Source organism: Kribbella orskensis, from assembly GCF_004342085.1.
GTDB lineage: Bacteria > Actinomycetota > Actinomycetes > Propionibacteriales > Kribbellaceae > Kribbella > Kribbella orskensis.
The window spans coordinates 295,033-311,903 of sequence record NZ_SLWM01000002.1 but is presented as its reverse complement, the minus strand read 5'-3'; the positions used below and the strand labels follow the sequence as shown (position 1 = coordinate 311,903).

At 69.4% G+C, this 16,871-nt stretch carries 16 protein-coding genes; 8 read left to right on the top strand and 8 right to left on the bottom strand.

Annotated features, from left to right (window positions below; translation table 11 throughout):
- Positions 1-2: 2 nt before the first annotated feature.
- From EV644_RS06570 to EV644_RS06530, 8 genes are all read right to left on the bottom strand, one after another.
- Positions 3-1,286: an MFS transporter gene (locus EV644_RS06570; RefSeq protein WP_132188066.1), complete on the bottom strand. Its 1,284-nt coding sequence runs from the start codon at positions 1,284-1,286 to the stop codon at positions 3-5.
- Positions 1,283-2,560: an ATP-grasp domain-containing protein gene (locus tag EV644_RS06565; protein ID WP_132188067.1), complete on the bottom strand. Its 1,278-nt coding sequence runs from the start codon at positions 2,558-2,560 to the stop codon at positions 1,283-1,285. Before EV644_RS06565 ends, EV644_RS06570 begins: the two co-directional genes overlap by 4 nt.
- A gap of 1 nt (position 2,561) precedes the next feature.
- On the bottom strand, positions 2,562-2,936 hold the full coding sequence (locus tag EV644_RS06560) for an avidin-fold protein (RefSeq protein ID WP_132188068.1): 375 nt from the start codon (positions 2,934-2,936) through the stop codon (positions 2,562-2,564).
- Positions 2,933-5,314 (bottom strand): FAD-dependent oxidoreductase, encoded by a 2,382-nt coding sequence (locus EV644_RS45175; RefSeq protein ID WP_199239671.1) that lies wholly within the window; start codon positions 5,312-5,314, stop codon positions 2,933-2,935. Before EV644_RS45175 ends, EV644_RS06560 begins: the two co-directional genes overlap by 4 nt.
- Positions 5,315-5,318: 4 nt before the next feature.
- Entirely contained in the window at positions 5,319-6,689 is a 1,371-nt protein-coding gene (locus tag EV644_RS06545) for a class I tRNA ligase family protein (protein ID WP_132188069.1), read from the bottom strand.
- Positions 6,686-7,090, bottom strand: a complete 405-nt coding sequence (locus EV644_RS06540) for a cupin domain-containing protein (RefSeq protein WP_132188070.1) — start codon at positions 7,088-7,090, stop codon at positions 6,686-6,688. The genes EV644_RS06545 and EV644_RS06540 overlap by 4 nt, the downstream gene beginning before the upstream one ends.
- 339 nt (positions 7,091-7,429) lie before the next feature.
- The gene (locus EV644_RS06535; RefSeq protein ID WP_132188071.1) at positions 7,430-7,840 is read right to left on the bottom strand and encodes a ferritin-like domain-containing protein; all 411 of its coding nucleotides are present in this window, start codon (positions 7,838-7,840) and stop codon (positions 7,430-7,432) included.
- The gene (locus tag EV644_RS06530) at positions 7,837-8,397 is read right to left on the bottom strand and encodes a cell division protein FtsK (protein ID WP_132188072.1); all 561 of its coding nucleotides are present in this window, start codon (positions 8,395-8,397) and stop codon (positions 7,837-7,839) included. The genes EV644_RS06535 and EV644_RS06530 overlap by 4 nt, the downstream gene beginning before the upstream one ends.
- A 134-nt stretch (positions 8,398-8,531) precedes the next feature.
- Between EV644_RS06530 and rimP the strand changes: the two genes are divergently transcribed.
- The 8 genes from rimP to EV644_RS06490 all read left to right on the top strand — a co-directional run bounded on the left by rimP (position 8,532) and on the right by EV644_RS06490 (position 16,858).
- The gene (gene rimP, locus EV644_RS06525) at positions 8,532-9,050 is read left to right on the top strand and encodes a ribosome maturation factor RimP (RefSeq protein WP_132188073.1); all 519 of its coding nucleotides are present in this window, start codon (positions 8,532-8,534) and stop codon (positions 9,048-9,050) included.
- The gene (gene nusA / locus EV644_RS06520) at positions 9,050-10,042 is read left to right on the top strand and encodes a transcription termination factor NusA (RefSeq protein ID WP_132188074.1); all 993 of its coding nucleotides are present in this window, start codon (positions 9,050-9,052) and stop codon (positions 10,040-10,042) included. Before rimP ends, nusA begins: the two co-directional genes overlap by 1 nt.
- A 51-nt stretch (positions 10,043-10,093) precedes the next feature.
- Positions 10,094-10,429: a YlxR family protein gene (locus tag EV644_RS06515; RefSeq protein ID WP_255511282.1), complete on the top strand. Its 336-nt coding sequence runs from the start codon at positions 10,094-10,096 to the stop codon at positions 10,427-10,429.
- A gap of 134 nt (positions 10,430-10,563) precedes the next feature.
- A complete protein-coding gene (gene infB, locus EV644_RS06510) occupies positions 10,564-13,698 on the top strand; it encodes a translation initiation factor IF-2 (RefSeq protein ID WP_132188075.1) in 3,135 nt (1,044 codons plus the stop codon).
- A gap of 138 nt (positions 13,699-13,836) precedes the next feature.
- Positions 13,837-14,274, top strand: coding sequence for a 30S ribosome-binding factor RbfA (gene rbfA, locus EV644_RS06505; RefSeq protein ID WP_199239670.1), 438 nt, complete (start codon positions 13,837-13,839; stop codon positions 14,272-14,274).
- On the top strand, positions 14,255-15,169 hold the full coding sequence (truB, locus tag EV644_RS06500) for a tRNA pseudouridine(55) synthase TruB (RefSeq protein ID WP_132188077.1): 915 nt from the start codon (positions 14,255-14,257) through the stop codon (positions 15,167-15,169). Before rbfA ends, truB begins: the two co-directional genes overlap by 20 nt.
- Before the next feature lie 124 nt (positions 15,170-15,293).
- Entirely contained in the window at positions 15,294-15,896 is a 603-nt protein-coding gene (locus tag EV644_RS06495; protein ID WP_132188078.1) for a N,N-dimethylformamidase beta subunit family domain-containing protein, read from the top strand.
- A 77-nt stretch (positions 15,897-15,973) separates the two neighbouring features.
- Positions 15,974-16,858 carry an NAD-dependent protein deacetylase gene (locus tag EV644_RS06490; protein WP_132188079.1) on the top strand — a complete coding sequence of 295 codons (885 nt, stop codon included), beginning with the start codon at positions 15,974-15,976 and terminating at the stop codon, positions 16,856-16,858.
- Positions 16,859-16,871: the final 13 nt, after the last annotated feature.

Below are 16,871 nucleotides of genomic sequence, written 5' to 3'. Positions count from 1 at the left end.
TCCTACGAGCTTTCGCTCGGCAACGGCTCTGCGGCCGGGGTGATGTCCACTGCTGGTTCCTCCGTGGCGGCTGTTCCGCTCGACATCCCGAAGTACGCGAGCACGACGCCGACCGCACCGGCCAGGCCGCACCACACCCACACCTGGGTGCCGGACGTGTTCCACAGCCAGACGCCGAGGAACGGCCCGAGTGCGGAACCGAGTCCGAACATCGCGTGCGCGGACCCGACGTACCGGCCGAGCAGTGGCTGCGGTGCGGCCATGCCCGGGTAGGCGAACATCGTCGGGCCGCCGATGATCTCGGCCAGCGTCCACAGCAGGGTGCCGATCACGAAGATCGCGATCCCGCCCGGCAGCGCGTAGAACGCGAGCCCGCCGCCGAGCAGCACGAAGCCGGTGATCGCGACGATCCGGGCCGGCCAGTGCTGCACCACCTTGGTCACCAGCAACTCGCAGGTGATCACGATGAAGCCGTTCAGCGCGACCACCGCGCTGAACCACCAGGTGGACAACCCGTCGGCCTTCATGTGCAGCGGAAGCACCGCGAGGTACTGCATGTAGATCGCGGCGTTGATGAACATGCACAGCAGGAACAACACGTACTTGTAGTCGCGGAGTACGGCGAGGTAGCCGCCGCTCGGCTGGGCGGCGTCCACGTCCTGTCCGCCGGCCGCGGTGTCGGCAGCAGACGGACGCCGCTTCGGCAGTGCGACGATCGCGACCACGGCATAGGCCAGGGCGGCGAGCGCCTCGCCGATGAACAGCAGGTTCCAGGAGATGGCGACCAGGGCCGCACCGATCAACGGCGCGGCCGTGGTACCGAGGTTCATCGCCAGCCGGTAGACCGCGAAGATCATCACCTGGCGGTTCTTCGGGGTCAGCTCGGTGAGCAACGCCGCGGACGCGGGCCGGTAGAACTGCCCGACCGCACCCGCGAGCGCGACCACCACGATGAGCGCGGCGTAGCTCGGCACGTAGGCGATGGCGAGCACGAAGCCGGCCATGCCGAACATGCTGATCATCACCGCGGCCCGCGGTCCGACCTTGTCCGACAGCGAACCGCCGATGATCAGGCCGATCACCGAACCGCCGCCGTAGATGCCCAGCGCGGTACCGGCCTGGACGTCGGTGAAGCCCTTCGAGGCGGTCAGGAAGAGCACCAGGAAGACCTGCAGGAACCAGCCGAGCTTGTTCACGAAGACGCCGACCAGCAGCGCCTTCACCGCTACGGGCGCATCGCGGATCGTCTCCCAGATGCCCGTGCCTTCTTCGGTGGCGGAGCTCATGGCGTGGTCTCCTCCGGCTCTTTCACCTTTCCGGACCAACGCAAAGCCTTCTCGGCCGCGTCGAGGCCGGCCCGGCAGTCGTCCACCGAGGTGGCGACAGCGGTCGCATAGGCGATCCGGCCCCACAGGGTGCCTTCAGGGGGCGGGCTCGTCGTCTGCCCGGCCTCCATCAGCACGGTCAGCTGGTCGATGGTGGCGGGCAGGTCGGTCTGGCCGAACTCGACCGACTCCAGCACGGTGTCGTTCTCGTCCACGTAGAAGAAGCGGACGCCGCCGACCATCGCGCGGTCCGGGACCAGCTCGGGGGAGCGGCCGCAGGCGACCGCCGCGGCGGCCAGGCCCGGGTCGGCGCCCGTCGCCTGGAGGCCCAGGTACGGGATCATGTCGCCGCCGATCCGGGCGTTGATCTCGATCACCTTCGGGCCGTCGGCCGTCAGCATGATCTCGGTGTGCGTGACGCCGTCGGTGAACGCGATCGCGGCGTGCGCGTTGACGAGCACCTGCATCAGCTGCTCGTCGGCCAGCAGCGGGTCGGCCGCGTCGACGTAGTGCCCGATCTCCTCGGCGTACGGCGGGTAGCCGATCTCCTTGCGGGCCAGGCAGAACGGCGTCACCTGTCCCTGGAACACGGCCGAGTCGATACTGATCTCGTAGCCGTCGGCGAACTCCTCGACCAGCACCTTGACGTCGTAGTGCGGCGCCTCCGGCACGGTCGTGTCGTGCGCGAAGGCCCAGTTGTGCTTGAGCTCCTCGGGCGAGTTCACCTTGACCACGCCCAGGCTGGCGGCCAGCGCGCGGGGCTTGAGGATCACCGGGTAGCCGAGCTTGTCGGCGGTGACGAGCGCCTCGTCCACGGTGTCCACGAGCACCGACTCCGGCTGCGGTACGCCGAGCGCGGCGAGCGCGGTACGGGTGAGGTGCTTGTCCCGGCAGCGGTTGATCATCGCGACGTCGCCGCCCGGCAGGCCGAGCGCCTCGGCCACGTGGGCGGTCTGCAGGATGCGTGCCTCGTCCCAGCAGAGCACGCCGTCGATCGGCTGCTCGTCGTTCAGCTTCTTCGCGGACGCGACCAGCAGGTCGGCGTCGAGGGTCGTCTCCAGCACGGTCCAGCCCTCGATGTACTCCTTCTCCCACGTCGGTTCCGCGTGCAGGAACATGTGGATCCGGTACTTCGGGGCGATCGAGCGCAGGATGTACTCGCGGAACAGACGCATCCCGGTGGCCACCACGAGCAGGTGCGGGCGTTCAGTGTCTGAGTTGGATGCGGGGTTCATCTCAGGCCTCCCGGACCGGTGCTGGAATCTGCTCGATGTAGGTGACACCGGTGCTGCCGTCGCTGCGGCGGAAGTGGTCCGCGATCCGGATCCGGCCGCGAGCGTCCACTGCGGGGACGCTGTGGCACTCGCCGGTGACCAGGTCACCGGTGGCGGTCAGCAGGCAGTACGCCGCGTCGAACGAGCCGTCCGGGCGCAGGTGCCCGACCAGCCGTCCGCTGCGCAGCGAGCCGCCGGCGTAGAACTCCGCCCAGACCAGGTCGTCCTCGCGGTGGTACTGCCCGTACGGCGCGCCTGCGGCGGGGTCGTCGACGACGAGCTGGAACCACACGCTGTCCACATCCGGAGCGAGCGGCTCCGGGGCGGCGGCCGTCACCACTTCACCGCGCAGAGCTCGTCGGAGATCGGGTAGATCTCCCGGTCGAACATCGAGTTCAGCACGATCGCGGCCCGGACCGGCAGCTGCGTCAGGCCCGCGTTGGTCAGGCCGTGGCTGTACCGGCTGGCGTTGAACGAGTAGATCTTGTGGCCGTTCATGCCCTTCCAGCGGACCGAGTAGTCCGGCTCGACCAGCATCTCGCCGTCGTCGTCGTAGTCGATCCGGTCCCGCAGGTCGTCGTCGAACGGCGCCTGGACGTGCTCGCGTCCGGCCGCCACCACCACGTGCCGTACGTCGTGCTCCTCCGGCGTCTCGGGGGTCGTGCAGCGGAGCCGGAGCAGGCCGTCGTCGAGCAGCTCCGACGAGGTGACGTCGCGGCCGGGGAGCAGCGTGACCGGGAACCGCCCGAGCGTCAGCAGGCCGTCGTAGTTGGCCTGGTAGAGCGCCTTCAGACCACCTGGGGTGAGGGCGTCACCGCTGTAGCGGGAGTCGACGATCATCTCCCGGCGCTTGCCGCGGTTCAGGCCCTGCAGGAACTCGATGTGCGACGGCCGGTACAGCTCGTTGGCCATCGGGGAGTCGTCGATGCTGCGGAACCACTGGTTCCGGCCGATCCAGCGGATGTCGGTGAAGCCCGAGCCGAGCAGCCGCAGGACGCACTCGAGGCCGGTCTGACCGCCGCCGACCACGGCTACCGGGTCGGCCTTGTACGCATCCATCCGGGGCAGCCGGACGCCGAGCTCGTCGGCGATGAAGGCCTGCTCCTGCGGCAGACCCCGGACGTACTCCGGCCAGACCGGCCGGGTGCCCAGGCCGAGCACCAGGTGCTCGGAGACCGCGGCGGGCTGACCGCCGACGGTGACCTCGAAGCCCTCGTCGGTGATCGAGATCGAGTCGACCCGGGAGCTGAAGTTGACCACGCCGAGCCGCTCGGTGGCCCAGGCCAGGTAGCGCTCGTACTCGATCCGCGGCAGCGCGTCGAACTGGGAGTTGATCAGCGCGTACAACCGCCCGGAGGTGACCAGGTAGTTCAGGAACGTCAGCTCGTGCCGCGGGTCGACCAGCGACACCAGGTCCTTCATCCAGCCCGTCTGCATCCGGACCCCGGGGTAGAGCAGCGGCGTGTGCCAGCCGGCCACCGGGCGGGAGTCGAACAGGGCCAGTTTCTCGGTCGTGACGTTCTTGTACAGGGCCGCCAGCGACAGGTTCGAGGGACCGGCACCGATGCCGATCGTGTGGAACCTGGGCGGGCTGCCGATGGCTCGTTCCGTGATGGTCATGCGCTTGTTCTCCGTCCGCGAAGTGGTGTTACGGGTGTTTCCTCCGGTGACGAGCGGCCCGAGCAGGTCGCTCGCTGCCGTCCGGCTCGCGGCCAGCGCGGTTTTCACGCTGCCGCCGGACCCACCGGTGAAAGTGAAGAGCCGATGTGTGCTGCCGAGCACCGACCACAGGGTCAGTACCGGCGGATCGGCATAACAGTCGGCGCTGTTGACCGTTCTCGCGGTCTCCAGCAGCCGGAGGTGCGGCAGCCGCTCACCGGCGATCCGGATCGCCCGGTCGGCGAGGTCCTGGATCGGCCGACTGCTGCCGGGTGGCACCGACCAGCGGTGCGTGTCGACGCCGAGCAACAACCCGCCGTCGGCGGTCGGCCGCCCGTACAGGTCGCTGGTCTCGTCGACGAACATGGTCGGCAGCGCGCCGTCCACCTTGTAGACGGCGACCTGGATCGCCTTGGTCCGGTACGGCTCGGCCGGTAGCTGGTTGCCCGAGAGCAACCCGGGCGTCCAGGGACCGGCGGCCACCACGACCAGGTCGTACCGGCTGCTGCCGCCCGGAATACGGCAGCTGACCGAGCCGTCGGGGTGAGGGACCAGCCCGAGGACCGGGCCCGGCACGACCTTGCTGTTGCGGCCGCCGCTGAGCTGCTCGATCACCGCGCCGCGCAGTTCGTCCGGTCTGATGAACCCGGCCCGCTTCTCCAGTACGCCGACCGTGTCGACGGGCAGACCGTGCCAGCCGCGGCTGCGCAGGGTCTCCGCGTCGACGATCTCGGCCGAGCCCGGGTGGATCGCCTCCACCTCGGCCACTGCCGCCTCGAGGCCGACCTGCTTGGCGAGCAGGTAGGTGCAGCCGGTCTCTGTGTACCCGGCCTGCTCCAACAGGGCAGGGGATTCCAGCAACTCGGCCAGGCTCTCGATCGCCAGCCGCCGCTGCTCGGGATGGGTCTCGAACGCACGTACTCCGCCGCCGGACACAGCGGTGGCGTCCGAGCCGGGCGCGCCCGTCACCAGGTCGACGGAGACGCCCGGGTAGGCGCTGAGACGCCAGGCCAGGAGCGTGCCGGCGATGCCGGCCCCGATCACGCAGACTCGCATCGGCCTACTCGCCGCCCGTCCCGGTCAGTGCCGCCCGCAGCGAGCCGGTCTCCCGTACGCCGCCGGCCAGCAGGCTGAGCAGACTCCGCACGGCCAGCGACGGGTCGAATCCGCTCGGCCGCAGGGCGTCCTCGCCGCGGGCCAGCTCGACCTCGGCCAGGGCCGGGTGGAGCGCGTCCGTGATGGTGTGGGTGCCGTCCAGCATCGGCCCGACCCGTTCGGCGAAGGCCCGGAAGGTTTTCCAGGTGAAGTCGCTCTGGTAGCGGTCCGGCCGGTCCCAGGCGAGAAAGAGCCTTACCAATGCCGGGTCCTCATCGCGGAGCAATTCGTTCGCCCAGACCGCGTGATTCCGGCTGGTCGAGAACTTCAATCCGTCCAGGGTGTAGAACTCGTTGACCACCAGTCCGGAAAGAGGTAATGGATCAATTCCCGCAGCCGCCCAGATCGCCTGCCAGTACAGGGCGTACCAGAACGCATTGTCGAGGCCGAGGAAATGCCACAACTGGTCCACCCGGCCGAGCGCGGCGCGGTAGCCGGCCAGGTCGGTAGCGGTCGGGTCGACCGCCCGGGCGACGTTGTAGAGGTCGGTCAGCGCGACCTCCGTGTACGGGCCGATCCGCAGCCCGGCCAGCGGTCCGTCGCCCTCGATACCCCAGTTGGTCGGGTAGGCGAGGGCGATCTCGGGCAGGCCGGCCGCCAGTTGCCGGTCGATCAGCCCCCGGACCGCTGGTGGTAGATCCGCCTTCAGCCAGAGGTCGGTCAGCGTCGCGCGGTGGTCCTCCATCCTGAGGACCGGCACGACCGCCTGGAACGGGCGAGGTTCGCCGCCACACCGGCCGCAGACCGGATCGACCATGCTGTCGACGTAGGTGAACCCGCCGCACTGCTCGCAGGCACCACCCGACGCCGGCGCCTGACATCCGCCGCACAGACCGGCCAGGTAGGACTCGTGCAGGGTCCGCGAGCAGTCCGCGCAGGCGTGCAGGGTCACCCCGCGCAGCGGCGCCGCGCCGCTGGCGACGAGCTCGTTCATCAGCTGCCGGATGATCGGCGCGTGGTCGTCCTCGAGCGGATCGCTGAACCGGTCGTAGCCGATCCGGGAGCGCTCGTAGGTCTCCTTGATGTCCGCCCGGAAGTCCGCCAGCATCACGCCGACCTCGACACCTTCGCGCTCCGCCCGGGTCAGGACGTAGTTCTGGTGCACGTCCAGACCCGTGGTCACTACGACCCGCTCGCCCCGCGACCGTGCTGCCCGCGCGGCGATGTCCGCCGCGAGGTACGGGCCGGACAGGTGGCCGACGTGCAGCGGACCGTTCGCGGTCGGTTGCGGGAAGGTGAAGACGGTGACCGGATCGGGATGCGCCGGACCGTTCATTGCACGGCCGCCGTGGCCTCGACCGGTCTGTCGGCCTCCTCTGACGGTGCCGGCTCGGAGCCCTCGGCCTCCAGGGGCATCCAGTAGGCGCTGAAGACGGTCAGCAACTCGTCCGCTGAGCGGTTCTGCACGACGTGGGCCTCGGTGCTGCCCAGCAGGAAGGCGTCGCCGGTCGTCACCTCGTGCACGACGCCGCCGACCAGGACGTGCGCGGTGCCCGCGACGACGATCGACAGTTCCAGCTCGGGGTGCTGGTCTACGGGGCTCTCCGAACCGGGCGGAACGGAGTACCACATCGCCTGGAAGGGCATATCGCGGTCCAGTCCGTACTGCTCCCAACGGACTACCCGAAGATCTTTCACAAACAGGCTCTCGGCGGTGATCAGGTCGAATGTACGCATGCTTCACTACCCTCCGTAGCCGGCCCAGGGCGCGGCTCAAGAAGTTGTTTGCAACAAATGAAGGTACGGAACAGACGCTTTGATTCAGCCTTGGATCATCACCGGCACCGCAACGGCCGAAAGCCCTTGTGGCGCTGGTGAAAGCCCGGCGACCCCCCAGTCTCCGTGACCGGAAATATAGGGAAGGTAGCGCTCCGAGTAAAGGGGAGTACGCAACGAATTCCAGATGACCCGTAACGGCGCCGGAAATCTTTCGTTATTGCCCAGTTACATCAGCATTCCGTGTCCGGATGGACACGTACGGATACCGGTCTGCACCGGTGCTGCGCCAAGGCAGCCTCAGACCTGGCCGGGGAATGCCACCGGAGCGCCGCCCCAGCTGAGCTCGCTCGAAGCCGTCGCTATGAGTGTCTGGACGGCGAAGGTCCGGACCTTCGCCTGCTCGGCCGACTCGACCAGGTCGCCGTAGACCGCAGCCAGCCGCTGCTCGATCAGCAGCACGAGAGTGGCCGCGGTTGCGGCGTTCGTCACAGCCCGCGGCAGCTCGTACGCCGGTTCGGCGGCGGCCGGGGTCTCCCCGAACTCGAGCAGGAGCTCGGTCAGGGTGTCGCGTCGGCGGCGGTGCTGCTCGTACAGGGTCGTCGCCGCCCGGAAGCGTGCCCCGCTCAGCTTGCCGCCGGCCACGCCCACGCCGTACAGGGCAGCGTGCTCTCCGGCCAGGGCCGCCTGGAGGGCTTCGTTCTCGGTCATTGGGCGGCCTGCTTCTTCTTGGTCAAGGTTGCGGCCAGTTGGCTCTCGGAGGCGGCCACCATCGCGAGCAGGCGAGCGGGTGTGCCAGACAGCCTGGCGGCGGCGACGGCATGGGCGATGACCAGCTTCTGCTCGCGGGTTGCCAGGTCGGCCACGGCGGCCGAGGCGGTCTTGGGCAGCGCCGGCAGCTTGGCGGGCTGGGGTGGCTCGGCCCCGCTGACCTCTTTCAGCTTGGCGAGGTGGGCGGCGTGGAGCCTCACACCGGGGGAGAGTTGGCTGCGCACGGCGGGAAACGCGTGACTGACCTTGCTGTAGCGCGAAGCCAGCTGAGCGATCTGGACGGCCGCCGTGGTCAGGGCTGCCACCACGACGGGGTCGGTGCTCGGAGCCGGCTGGGAGGTGCCGTCCGGACCCTCTGAGCCCCCTCGCGTTCCAGGCTGATCGGGCTTGTCGTCACAGCCGGCGAGCACCGCGGAGAGCGCGGTCGCAGTACCGGCGGCGAGGGCAGCGGTCCGGAGCGCGGTCCGGCGCGAGAGGCGGGGGGGATCGTCTGGCACGGCCGAAACGATATCCCGGCCCGAGGCAGTGGCTCGGACACGGCGTCCGGCCAGATAAGGTGGGCTACTGCCCTCGGTCGGATCGCCGAGCGGAATTTACGGGTGCACAATTGGAGAGAGAGGCAGGTCTACCTGTGAGCCGAAGGACTGACCACACGGACCCCGAGAGCCTCGAAAACTTCCTGCGGCCGATCGTCCAGCAGTTCGGCTGCGACCTGGAAGCCGCGGACGTCGCGCCGGCGCCCGGCAGGGGCCGGATGCTGCGCGTGCTGGTGGACCGCGACGGCGGTATCAGCCTGGACGACGTCGCCGAGGTGACCCGGGCGATCTCCAAGGCGCTCGACGCCGACGACCTGATGGGTGACGGCGCGTACACCCTCGAAGTGTCCAGCCCCGGGGTAGACCGGCCGCTGACCCTGCCCAGGCACTGGCGGCGCAACGTCTCCCGTCTGGTGCAGGTCACCCTCGTGGCCGGCGGCACGGTGACCGGCCGGATCAAGGCCGCCACCGACGAGGCCGCCGAGCTGGACGTGAAGGGCCGCCCGCGCACGATCGCCTACGCGGACATCACGAAGGCCAAGATCCAGATCGAGTTCAACCGGCCAGCCGGCAACGACGAACCTGCCGCTGACGGCACGGTGGAGGAGAACTGATGGACATCGACATGGCCGTCCTGCGGTCCCTGGAACGTGAGAAGGACATCGCCTTCGAGATCGTCGTGGAGGCGATCGAGCAGGCTCTGCTGGTGGCCTACCACCGGACCGAGGGTGCCCAGCAGCAGGCGCGGGTCGAGCTGGACCGCAAGACCGGGCATGTCACCGTGTACGCCCGCGAGCTCGCCGAGGACGGCACGGTCGCCCGCGAGTTCGACGACACGCCGGCCGACTTCGGCCGGATCGCCGCCACCACGGCCAAGCAGGTCATCCTGCAGCGGCTGCGCGACGCCGAGGACGAGGTCCGGTACGGCGAGTTCTCCGGCAAGGAGGGCGACATCCTGTCCGGCGTCATCCAGCAGGGCCGCGACCCGCGCTCGGTGATGGTCGACCTCGGCAAGATCGAGGCGGTGCTGCCGGCCCCGGAGCAGGTGCCGGGGGAGAAGTACGAGCACGGCTCCCGGCTGCGGGTCTACGTGGTCGGCGTTCGGAAGGGCTTCAAGGGCCCCCAGATCACCGTCTCCCGGACCCACCCGAACCTGGTGAAGAAGCTGTTCGCGCTCGAAGTACCGGAGATCGCCGACGGGACCGTCGAGATCATGGCGATCGCGCGTGAGGCCGGTCACCGGACCAAGATCGCCGTCCGGACGCTGAACCCGTCCGTCAACGGCAAGGGCGCCTGCATCGGCCCGATGGGCCAGCGTGTGCGCAACATCATGCACGAGCTGCACGGTGAGAAGATCGACATCATCGACTACAGCGACGATCCGGCCACCTTCGTCGGGAATGCGTTGTCCCCGGCGCAGGTTTCATCGGTAGAGGTGGTCGACGCCGCGGCACGCGCCGCCAGGGTGGTCGTCCCCGACTACCAGCTCTCGCTGGCGATCGGCAAGGAGGGGCAGAATGCCCGCCTCGCGGCCCGGCTGACGGGCTGGCGGATCGACATCCGGCCGGATACGGATGTGACTCGTGGGGACGAGAAGGTAGACTGATCTCTCGGTCGGTCGACTGAGTCGTCACCACACCCTGAGGATCACCTGACAGTGACTGCAGACGCGCGCCCTGGACTGAGTAATTCAGACCAGGCCCGGGAGCGCACCTGTATCGGGTGTCGGAAACGGGACAGTCCGACCGGCTTGCTGCGGATGACGGTTTCCGGAGGACGTGTCCTCCCGGATCCCGCTCATCGGGCACCCGGCCGTGGGGCGCATCTGCACCCGGTGACCGGATGCCTCGACCTCGCCGAGCGTCGCAAGGCGTTCCCGCGGGCCTTCAGGGTTCCGGGACCGCTTGATCTGACGCTTGTGCGGGAACACGTGGAGCAGCAGGAGCACGACAGCAGGACAAGTGCGGCCGCCCGGCCGCCCGCAGCGGTCTGAAGGACCGTCGCGACGACATGAAGGCGGGTCATCGACTCATGACCACTCGATGAGTGTCGAACGATGAGTGCAATGCGATGAGCATGTACGTCAACTAACGGTCCGCGCCCCAGGCTCGGACCAGAGGGAGAGTAGTGGCAAAGGTCCGGGTCTACGAGCTCGCGAAAGAGCTCGGAGTTACCAGCAAGGTCGTACTGACCAGGCTGAACGACATGGGAGAGTTCGTCCGATCGGCGTCCTCGACGATCGAGGCACCCGTCGTCCGACGGTTGGCGGAAGAGTTCGAGAAGAACCCGCCGAAGAAGCGCGCGGCCAAGAAGGCCGCGGCAAGCACATCAGCAGCGCCGCAGGCGACCGCACCGGTCGCCCCGGCGGAGCCGGTCGTGGAGAAGAAGGCGCCAGCGCCTGCTCCGGCCGCACCGGCACCCAAGGTGGAGGCCGAGCGCACCGCGCCGGCCGCCGAAGCGACCCCGGCTCCGGTCGCGGCCGAGCCGACGGTGACCGAGAAGGCCGCTCCGGCCGCCTCGGCCCCCGCTCCGGCGCCGTCCCCGGCCCGTCCGGGTCCGCGCCCCGGCCCCAAGCCGGGTCCGCGTCCCGAGGCCACCCCTGCTCCGGCAGCGGAGGCCCCGGTCAAGGCGGAGCCCGCGTTCGAGGCGCCTGCGGCCAAGGCCGCCGAGGCCCCGGCCGCTCCGGCCCCGTCCGCACCGAGCCCGAGCCCGGCAGCGCCGCGGCCCGCGGCAGAGTCCCCGGCCCGTCCGGCGCCGCGTCCCGGAGTACCGGGCAACGCTCCGCGTCCGGGTGGTGCGCCCCGTCCGGGTGCGCCTCGTCCGGGTGGTTCCCCGCGTCCGGGTGCTCCCGGCGGTCAGGGTTCCGGTGGCGGTCGTCCGGGTGCTCCGCGTCCGGGCAACAACCCCTTCAGCTCGACCCAGGGCATGCAGCGCGGTGGCGCCCGTCCGGGTCCGGGTGGCGCTCCGGCGGCCCCGGCCCAGGGTGGTAGCCCGGCAGGCATGCCGCCGCGGCCGCCGCAGGCTCGCAGCGGTGGGTCCGACCGGCCGCGTCCGTCCGGCGGTGTTCCGGGCGCCCCGCGTCCGAACCCGGCGATGATGCCGAAGTCCTCAGCCGGTACCTTCACCGGCCGTCCGTCGGGTCCCGGCGGCGGCGGTGGTGGCGGTGGCGCCGGTGGTGGCGGCCGTGGCCGTCCGGGCGGCGGCGGTCCGGGTGGACCGGGTGCCGGTCCGCGCAGTGGCGGCGGCGGCGGCGGTTTCCGTCCCGGTGGTGGACCCAGCGGTCCTCCCGGTGGTGGCGGCGGTCGTCCGGGCCCGGGCAACCGGGGCCGTGGCGGGACGCAGGGTGCCTTCGGGCGTCCGGGCGGTCCGGCCCGTCGTGGTCGCAAGTCCAAGCGCGCGAAGCGCCAGGAATTCGACAACATGCAGGCTCCGGCCGTCGGCGGCGTGCGCGTCAAGCACGGTGACGGCGAGGTCGTGAAGCTCGCTCGTGGCGCCTCGCTGACGGACTTCGCCGAGAAGGTCGGCGTCGACCCGGCATCGCTCGTGCAGGTGCTGTTCCACCTGGGCGAGATGGTGACCGCGACCCAGTCGGTCAACGAGGAGACCCTGCAGCTGCTGGGTACCGAGCTGAACTACGACGTCCAGGTCGTGTCCCCGGAGGACGAGGACCGCGAGCTGCTCGAGTCGTTCGACATCGACTTCGGGTCGAACGAGGGCGACGAGGCCGACCTGGCCTCCCGTCCGCCGGTGGTGACCGTGATGGGTCACGTCGACCACGGTAAGACGAAGCTGCTGGACGCCGTCCGGCACGCGAACGTCGCGGCCAAGGAAGCCGGTGGCATCACCCAGCACATCGGTGCGTACCAGGTGACGACCGAGGTGGACGGCAAGGAACGCGCCATCACCTTCGTCGACACCCCCGGTCACGAGGCGTTCACCGCCATGCGTGCCCGTGGTGCGCAGGCCACCGACATCGTCATCCTGGTGGTCGCGGCCGACGACGGCGTGATGCCGCAGACGATCGAGGCGCTGAACCACGCCCGGGCGGCGAACGTCCCGATCGTGGTCGCGGTGAACAAGATCGACGTGCCGAACGCGGACCCGACCAAGGTGCGCGGTCAGCTGACCGAGTACGGCCTGGTGCCCGAGGAGTACGGCGGCGACACCATGTTCGTGGACATCTCGGCGAAGGCCCGGCTGAACATCGACGGTCTGCTCGAGAGCGTCATCCTGACCGCGGACGCGGCGCTGGACCTCCGGGCCAACCCGGACATGCCGGCGCAGGGTCTGGCGATCGAGGCGCACCTCGACAAGGGCCGTGGTCCGGTCGCGACCGTGCTGGTCCAGCGCGGCACGCTCCGGGTCGGCGACTCGATGGTGGCGGGTCCGGCGTACGGCCGGGTCCGGGCGATGCTCGACGAGCACGGCAACAACGTCGAGGAAGCCCTCCCGTCCCGTCCGGTCACCGTGCTCGGTCTGACCGCGGTGCCGGGTGCCGGCGACAAGTTCCTGGTGGTCGAGGACGACCGGATGGCCCGTCAGATCGCTGAGAAGCGTGAGGCGCGGGCTCGTGCGGCGGCCAACGCCAAGCGGCGCGCCCGTCGTACCCTCGAGGACTTCATGGCCTCGATGGAGAAGGGCCAGAGCCAGGAGCTGCTGCTCATCCTCAAGGGTGACGTGTCCGGTTCGGTGGAAGCGCTCGAGGACGCACTGGTGCGGATCGAGGTCGGCGACGAGGTCAACCTCCGCGTCATCGACCGCGGCGTCGGTGCGATCAACGAGAACGACGTCAACCTGGCCATCGCGTCGGATGCCGTCATCATCGGCTTCAACGTGCGGCCGGCGGGCAAGGCCGGGGATCTGGCCGAGCGCGAAGGTGTGGATGTCCGGTACTACTCGGTCATCTACGCGGCGATCGACGACATCGAGGCGGCCCTGAAGGGCATGCTCAAGCCGATCTACGAAGAGGTCCAGCTGGGCCAGGCGGAGATCCGCGAGATCTTCCGCTCCTCGAAGGTCGGAAACATCGCGGGTTGCTGGGTGACGACGGGCACGATCCGCCGCAACGCCAAGGTCCGGTTGATCCGGGACGGCGCCGTGGTGCTCGACAACGCCGACCTGTCGTCGCTGAAGAGGTTCAAGGACGACGCGTCCGAGGTCCGCGAGGGCTTCGAGTGTGGTCTGACGATCCAGGGCTACAACGACATCAAGATCGGTGACGTCGTCGAGGCGTTCGAACTGCGCGAGAAGCCGCGCAGCTGATCGGTCCCGGCGCCGAGGTCCCCGGACCCCGGCGCCGGACAGCCGAGTAACGTCCGGTGTGGCGGTTTCTCAACCACCGTCGCTCCGGACGTTACGCATGAATGGACGTCAAGCAGGAACACGAGGGAGTGAGCCCTGATGGGTGAAGCAAGGGCGAAGCAGCTGGCCGACCGGATCCAGGTACTCGTCGCGCAGTTGCTGGAACGCCGGGTCAAGGACCCGCGGCTCGGCTTCGTCACCGTGACGGACGCCAAGCTGACCGGGGATCTGAGCGAGGCGAGCGTCTTCTACACGGTGTACGGCGGAGAGCAGGAGCGGGCGTCCACCGCCGCCGCGCTCGAGTCGGCCCGTGGCCTGATCCGCAGCGAGGTCGGCAAGGCCCTCGGCCTGCGGCGCGCGCCGAGCCTGGCGTTCTACCTGGACGCCATCCCGGAGACGGCCGGCCAGATCGAGGAACTGCTGGCCAAGGCGCGGGCGGCCGACGCCGAGGTGGCCAAGGCCGCCTCGGGCGCCAAGCCGGCCGGCGACGCCGATCCGTACAAGCGCCGCGAGGACGATGACTCCGACGACGAGTGACCTGGACTTCTCCGTCGCCGACGGCATCGTCGTCGTCGACAAACCGGCGGGGCTGACCTCGCACACGGTGGTGGCCAGGATCCGCAGGCTGGCCGGCACCCGCAAGGTCGGCCACGCCGGCACGCTCGACCCGATGGCGACCGGCGTACTGGTGGTCGGCCTGAACCGCGCGACGCGGCTCCTCGGCCACCTGCAGTTGGCGGACAAGTCGTACGACGCGACGATCCTCCTCGGCGCCTCGTCCAGCACGGACGACGCCGAGGGGGAGATCAGCCCGGTGGCGTCTGCCGAGGACCTGGCCGCCGTGACGGTCGAGTCGATCGAGGTTGCTGTCGCGGGTTTCCGCGGGGAGATCTCGCAGGTGCCGTCGAAGGTGTCCGCGATCAAGGTCGACGGGCGGCGCGCGTACGAACGGGTCCGCGCGGGCGAAGAGGTCGCGCTGAAGGCCCGCAGCGTCACCATCAGCCGGTACGACGTGGTCGACGTCCGGCCCGGTGCTTTGGGTATCGAGGTCGACATCTCGGTCGACTGCTCGAGCGGGACCTATATCCGGGCACTGGCTCGCGATCTTGGTGCCGAACTTGGCGTCGGCGGGCACCTGACGATGCTCCGGCGTACACGTGTGGGCGCCTTTGGAATGTCTTCGGCACACACGCTGGAGGAGCTGGGGGAGACCTTCACGATGCTCCCGATCGCGGACGTCGCCTCCGACACGTTCCCACGCTTCGACGCCGACGCGGAACAGGCCGCGGCCATCCGTACCGGCCGTCCTCTGCCGGGCCTGAAACTCACAGCCGGCCAACAAACCGCCATGTTCGACCCCACCGGCACCTTCCTGGCCCTGTACGAACCCCACGGCCCCCTGGCAAAACCCACAGCCGTCTTCGTCAGCTAACACCCGGCCCCTCCGGCCGCCCGATCTGCCGGCATCACCGCCACCTGGCGCCCTGTCCGTCGGCTGGCGGCTTGCAGACCGCCAGCGGCCGAACAACCCGCTACCGGCCACCCCGCTGGCCGCCGTGGAGCCCGGTAGCGGCGGGTTGTACGGCAGCCGGAGGGCCTGGGACATCGACCGGTACACCGACGGCTACAACTCGACCCTCTGGCGCTATCTCGGCGACGCGTACGCATCGCAGCCGTATCTCGGGGCCGAATACATCTGCGCCCTCCCTGGCAACACCCTGATCACGGGGACGAGCTGGGTATTCAACGGAATCGCCCCGGGCACCAGCCTGCCTGGCTTTGTCGCGGGCGAGATCGACCGCGTCGACTCGAATCTGTATCGGCGGCCAGGCCTGACCATCGTCGCCAGCGGCACCGGCATCTGCCGCACAAGCGGTCAGGCCCGTCCCATGCACACAACGACGTTCACCGCCCCGTCAGGTGCCCGCGTCCTCAATGGATCGACCTTCGCCTACGGCTGCTTCCTCGTCGCCCGCTGCCCCTCCACCTGGACGGTGCCATCACCGTCGGCACAGTCACAGCAGGCAGTCGGCAGGATGGTCGCCAACATCACCGAATGGGTCAGCCGCGGCGCAATCCAGGTGCCGAGCGACAACGCTATCGCCGCAGTACGGGTAGCCGTTCCCAAGCACCACCTCGAAACCAGCAACCAGCCCTAGCCCAACGGCCTTGTCGACCCTGCGACGAGGAGCTGCGACCCAGGGGTGGGCGTGGGGCTTCGCAGTACGCTGGAGGTGTGCGTTCCCGTCCCACACTGACCTGGTCTCCTGGGCCTGATGTGCTCTCGTTGGCGCCCGGTACTGCGGACGTCGCTCCTGTCGCAGACGTGGTTGCCGAGGGAGGTGTGGTGGTTCTCAGCGGTGCAGGGATCTCCACCGAGTCCGGGATTCCGGACTACCGCGGCGAGAGCGGCAGCTTGCGGACGCATACGCCGATGACGTACGGCGACTTCGTCGGAAGCGAGTCTGGCCGACAGAGGTATTGGGCGCGGAGTCACCTCGGCTGGAGGACGATCGCCCGAGCCGATCCGAACGACGGCCACCGGGCAGTCGCGGCACTGCAAGCCCGCGGATTCCTCAACGGTGTCATCACCCAGAACGTCGACGGGCTGCACGGCGCGGCCGGCGCGCGTGACGTCATCGAACTCCACGGGAACCTCGACCGGGTGGTTTGTCTGGACTGCCGCGCAACAAGTCCGCGCGAAGAGCTGGATCGCCGGCTGCGGGCGGCCAACCCGGTGTTCGAGGCAGAGGCGACCCGGATCAATCCCGACGGTGACGTCGAACTGCCTGACGAGGTGGTGAAGGACTTCCGGCTGGTCAACTGCACCAACTGTGGTTCGCCGTTGCTCAAACCGGACGTCGTCTTCTTCGGCGAGAACGTCCCGAAGACCAGAGTCGAACGCTGCTACCAGCTGATCGACGAGGCGAACGCCGTACTGGTGCTCGGATCCTCCCTGACCGTCATGTCCGGCTTCCGCTTCGTCCGGTACGCCGCCAAGGCCGGCAAACCCGTCCTCATCATCAACCAGGGCCACACCCGCGGCGACCCCTACGCCGCCCACCGAGTGAACCTCCCCCTGGGCCAGGCCCTAACCACCCTCACCGACACCCTCGGCTAACGCCCCGCCTCGC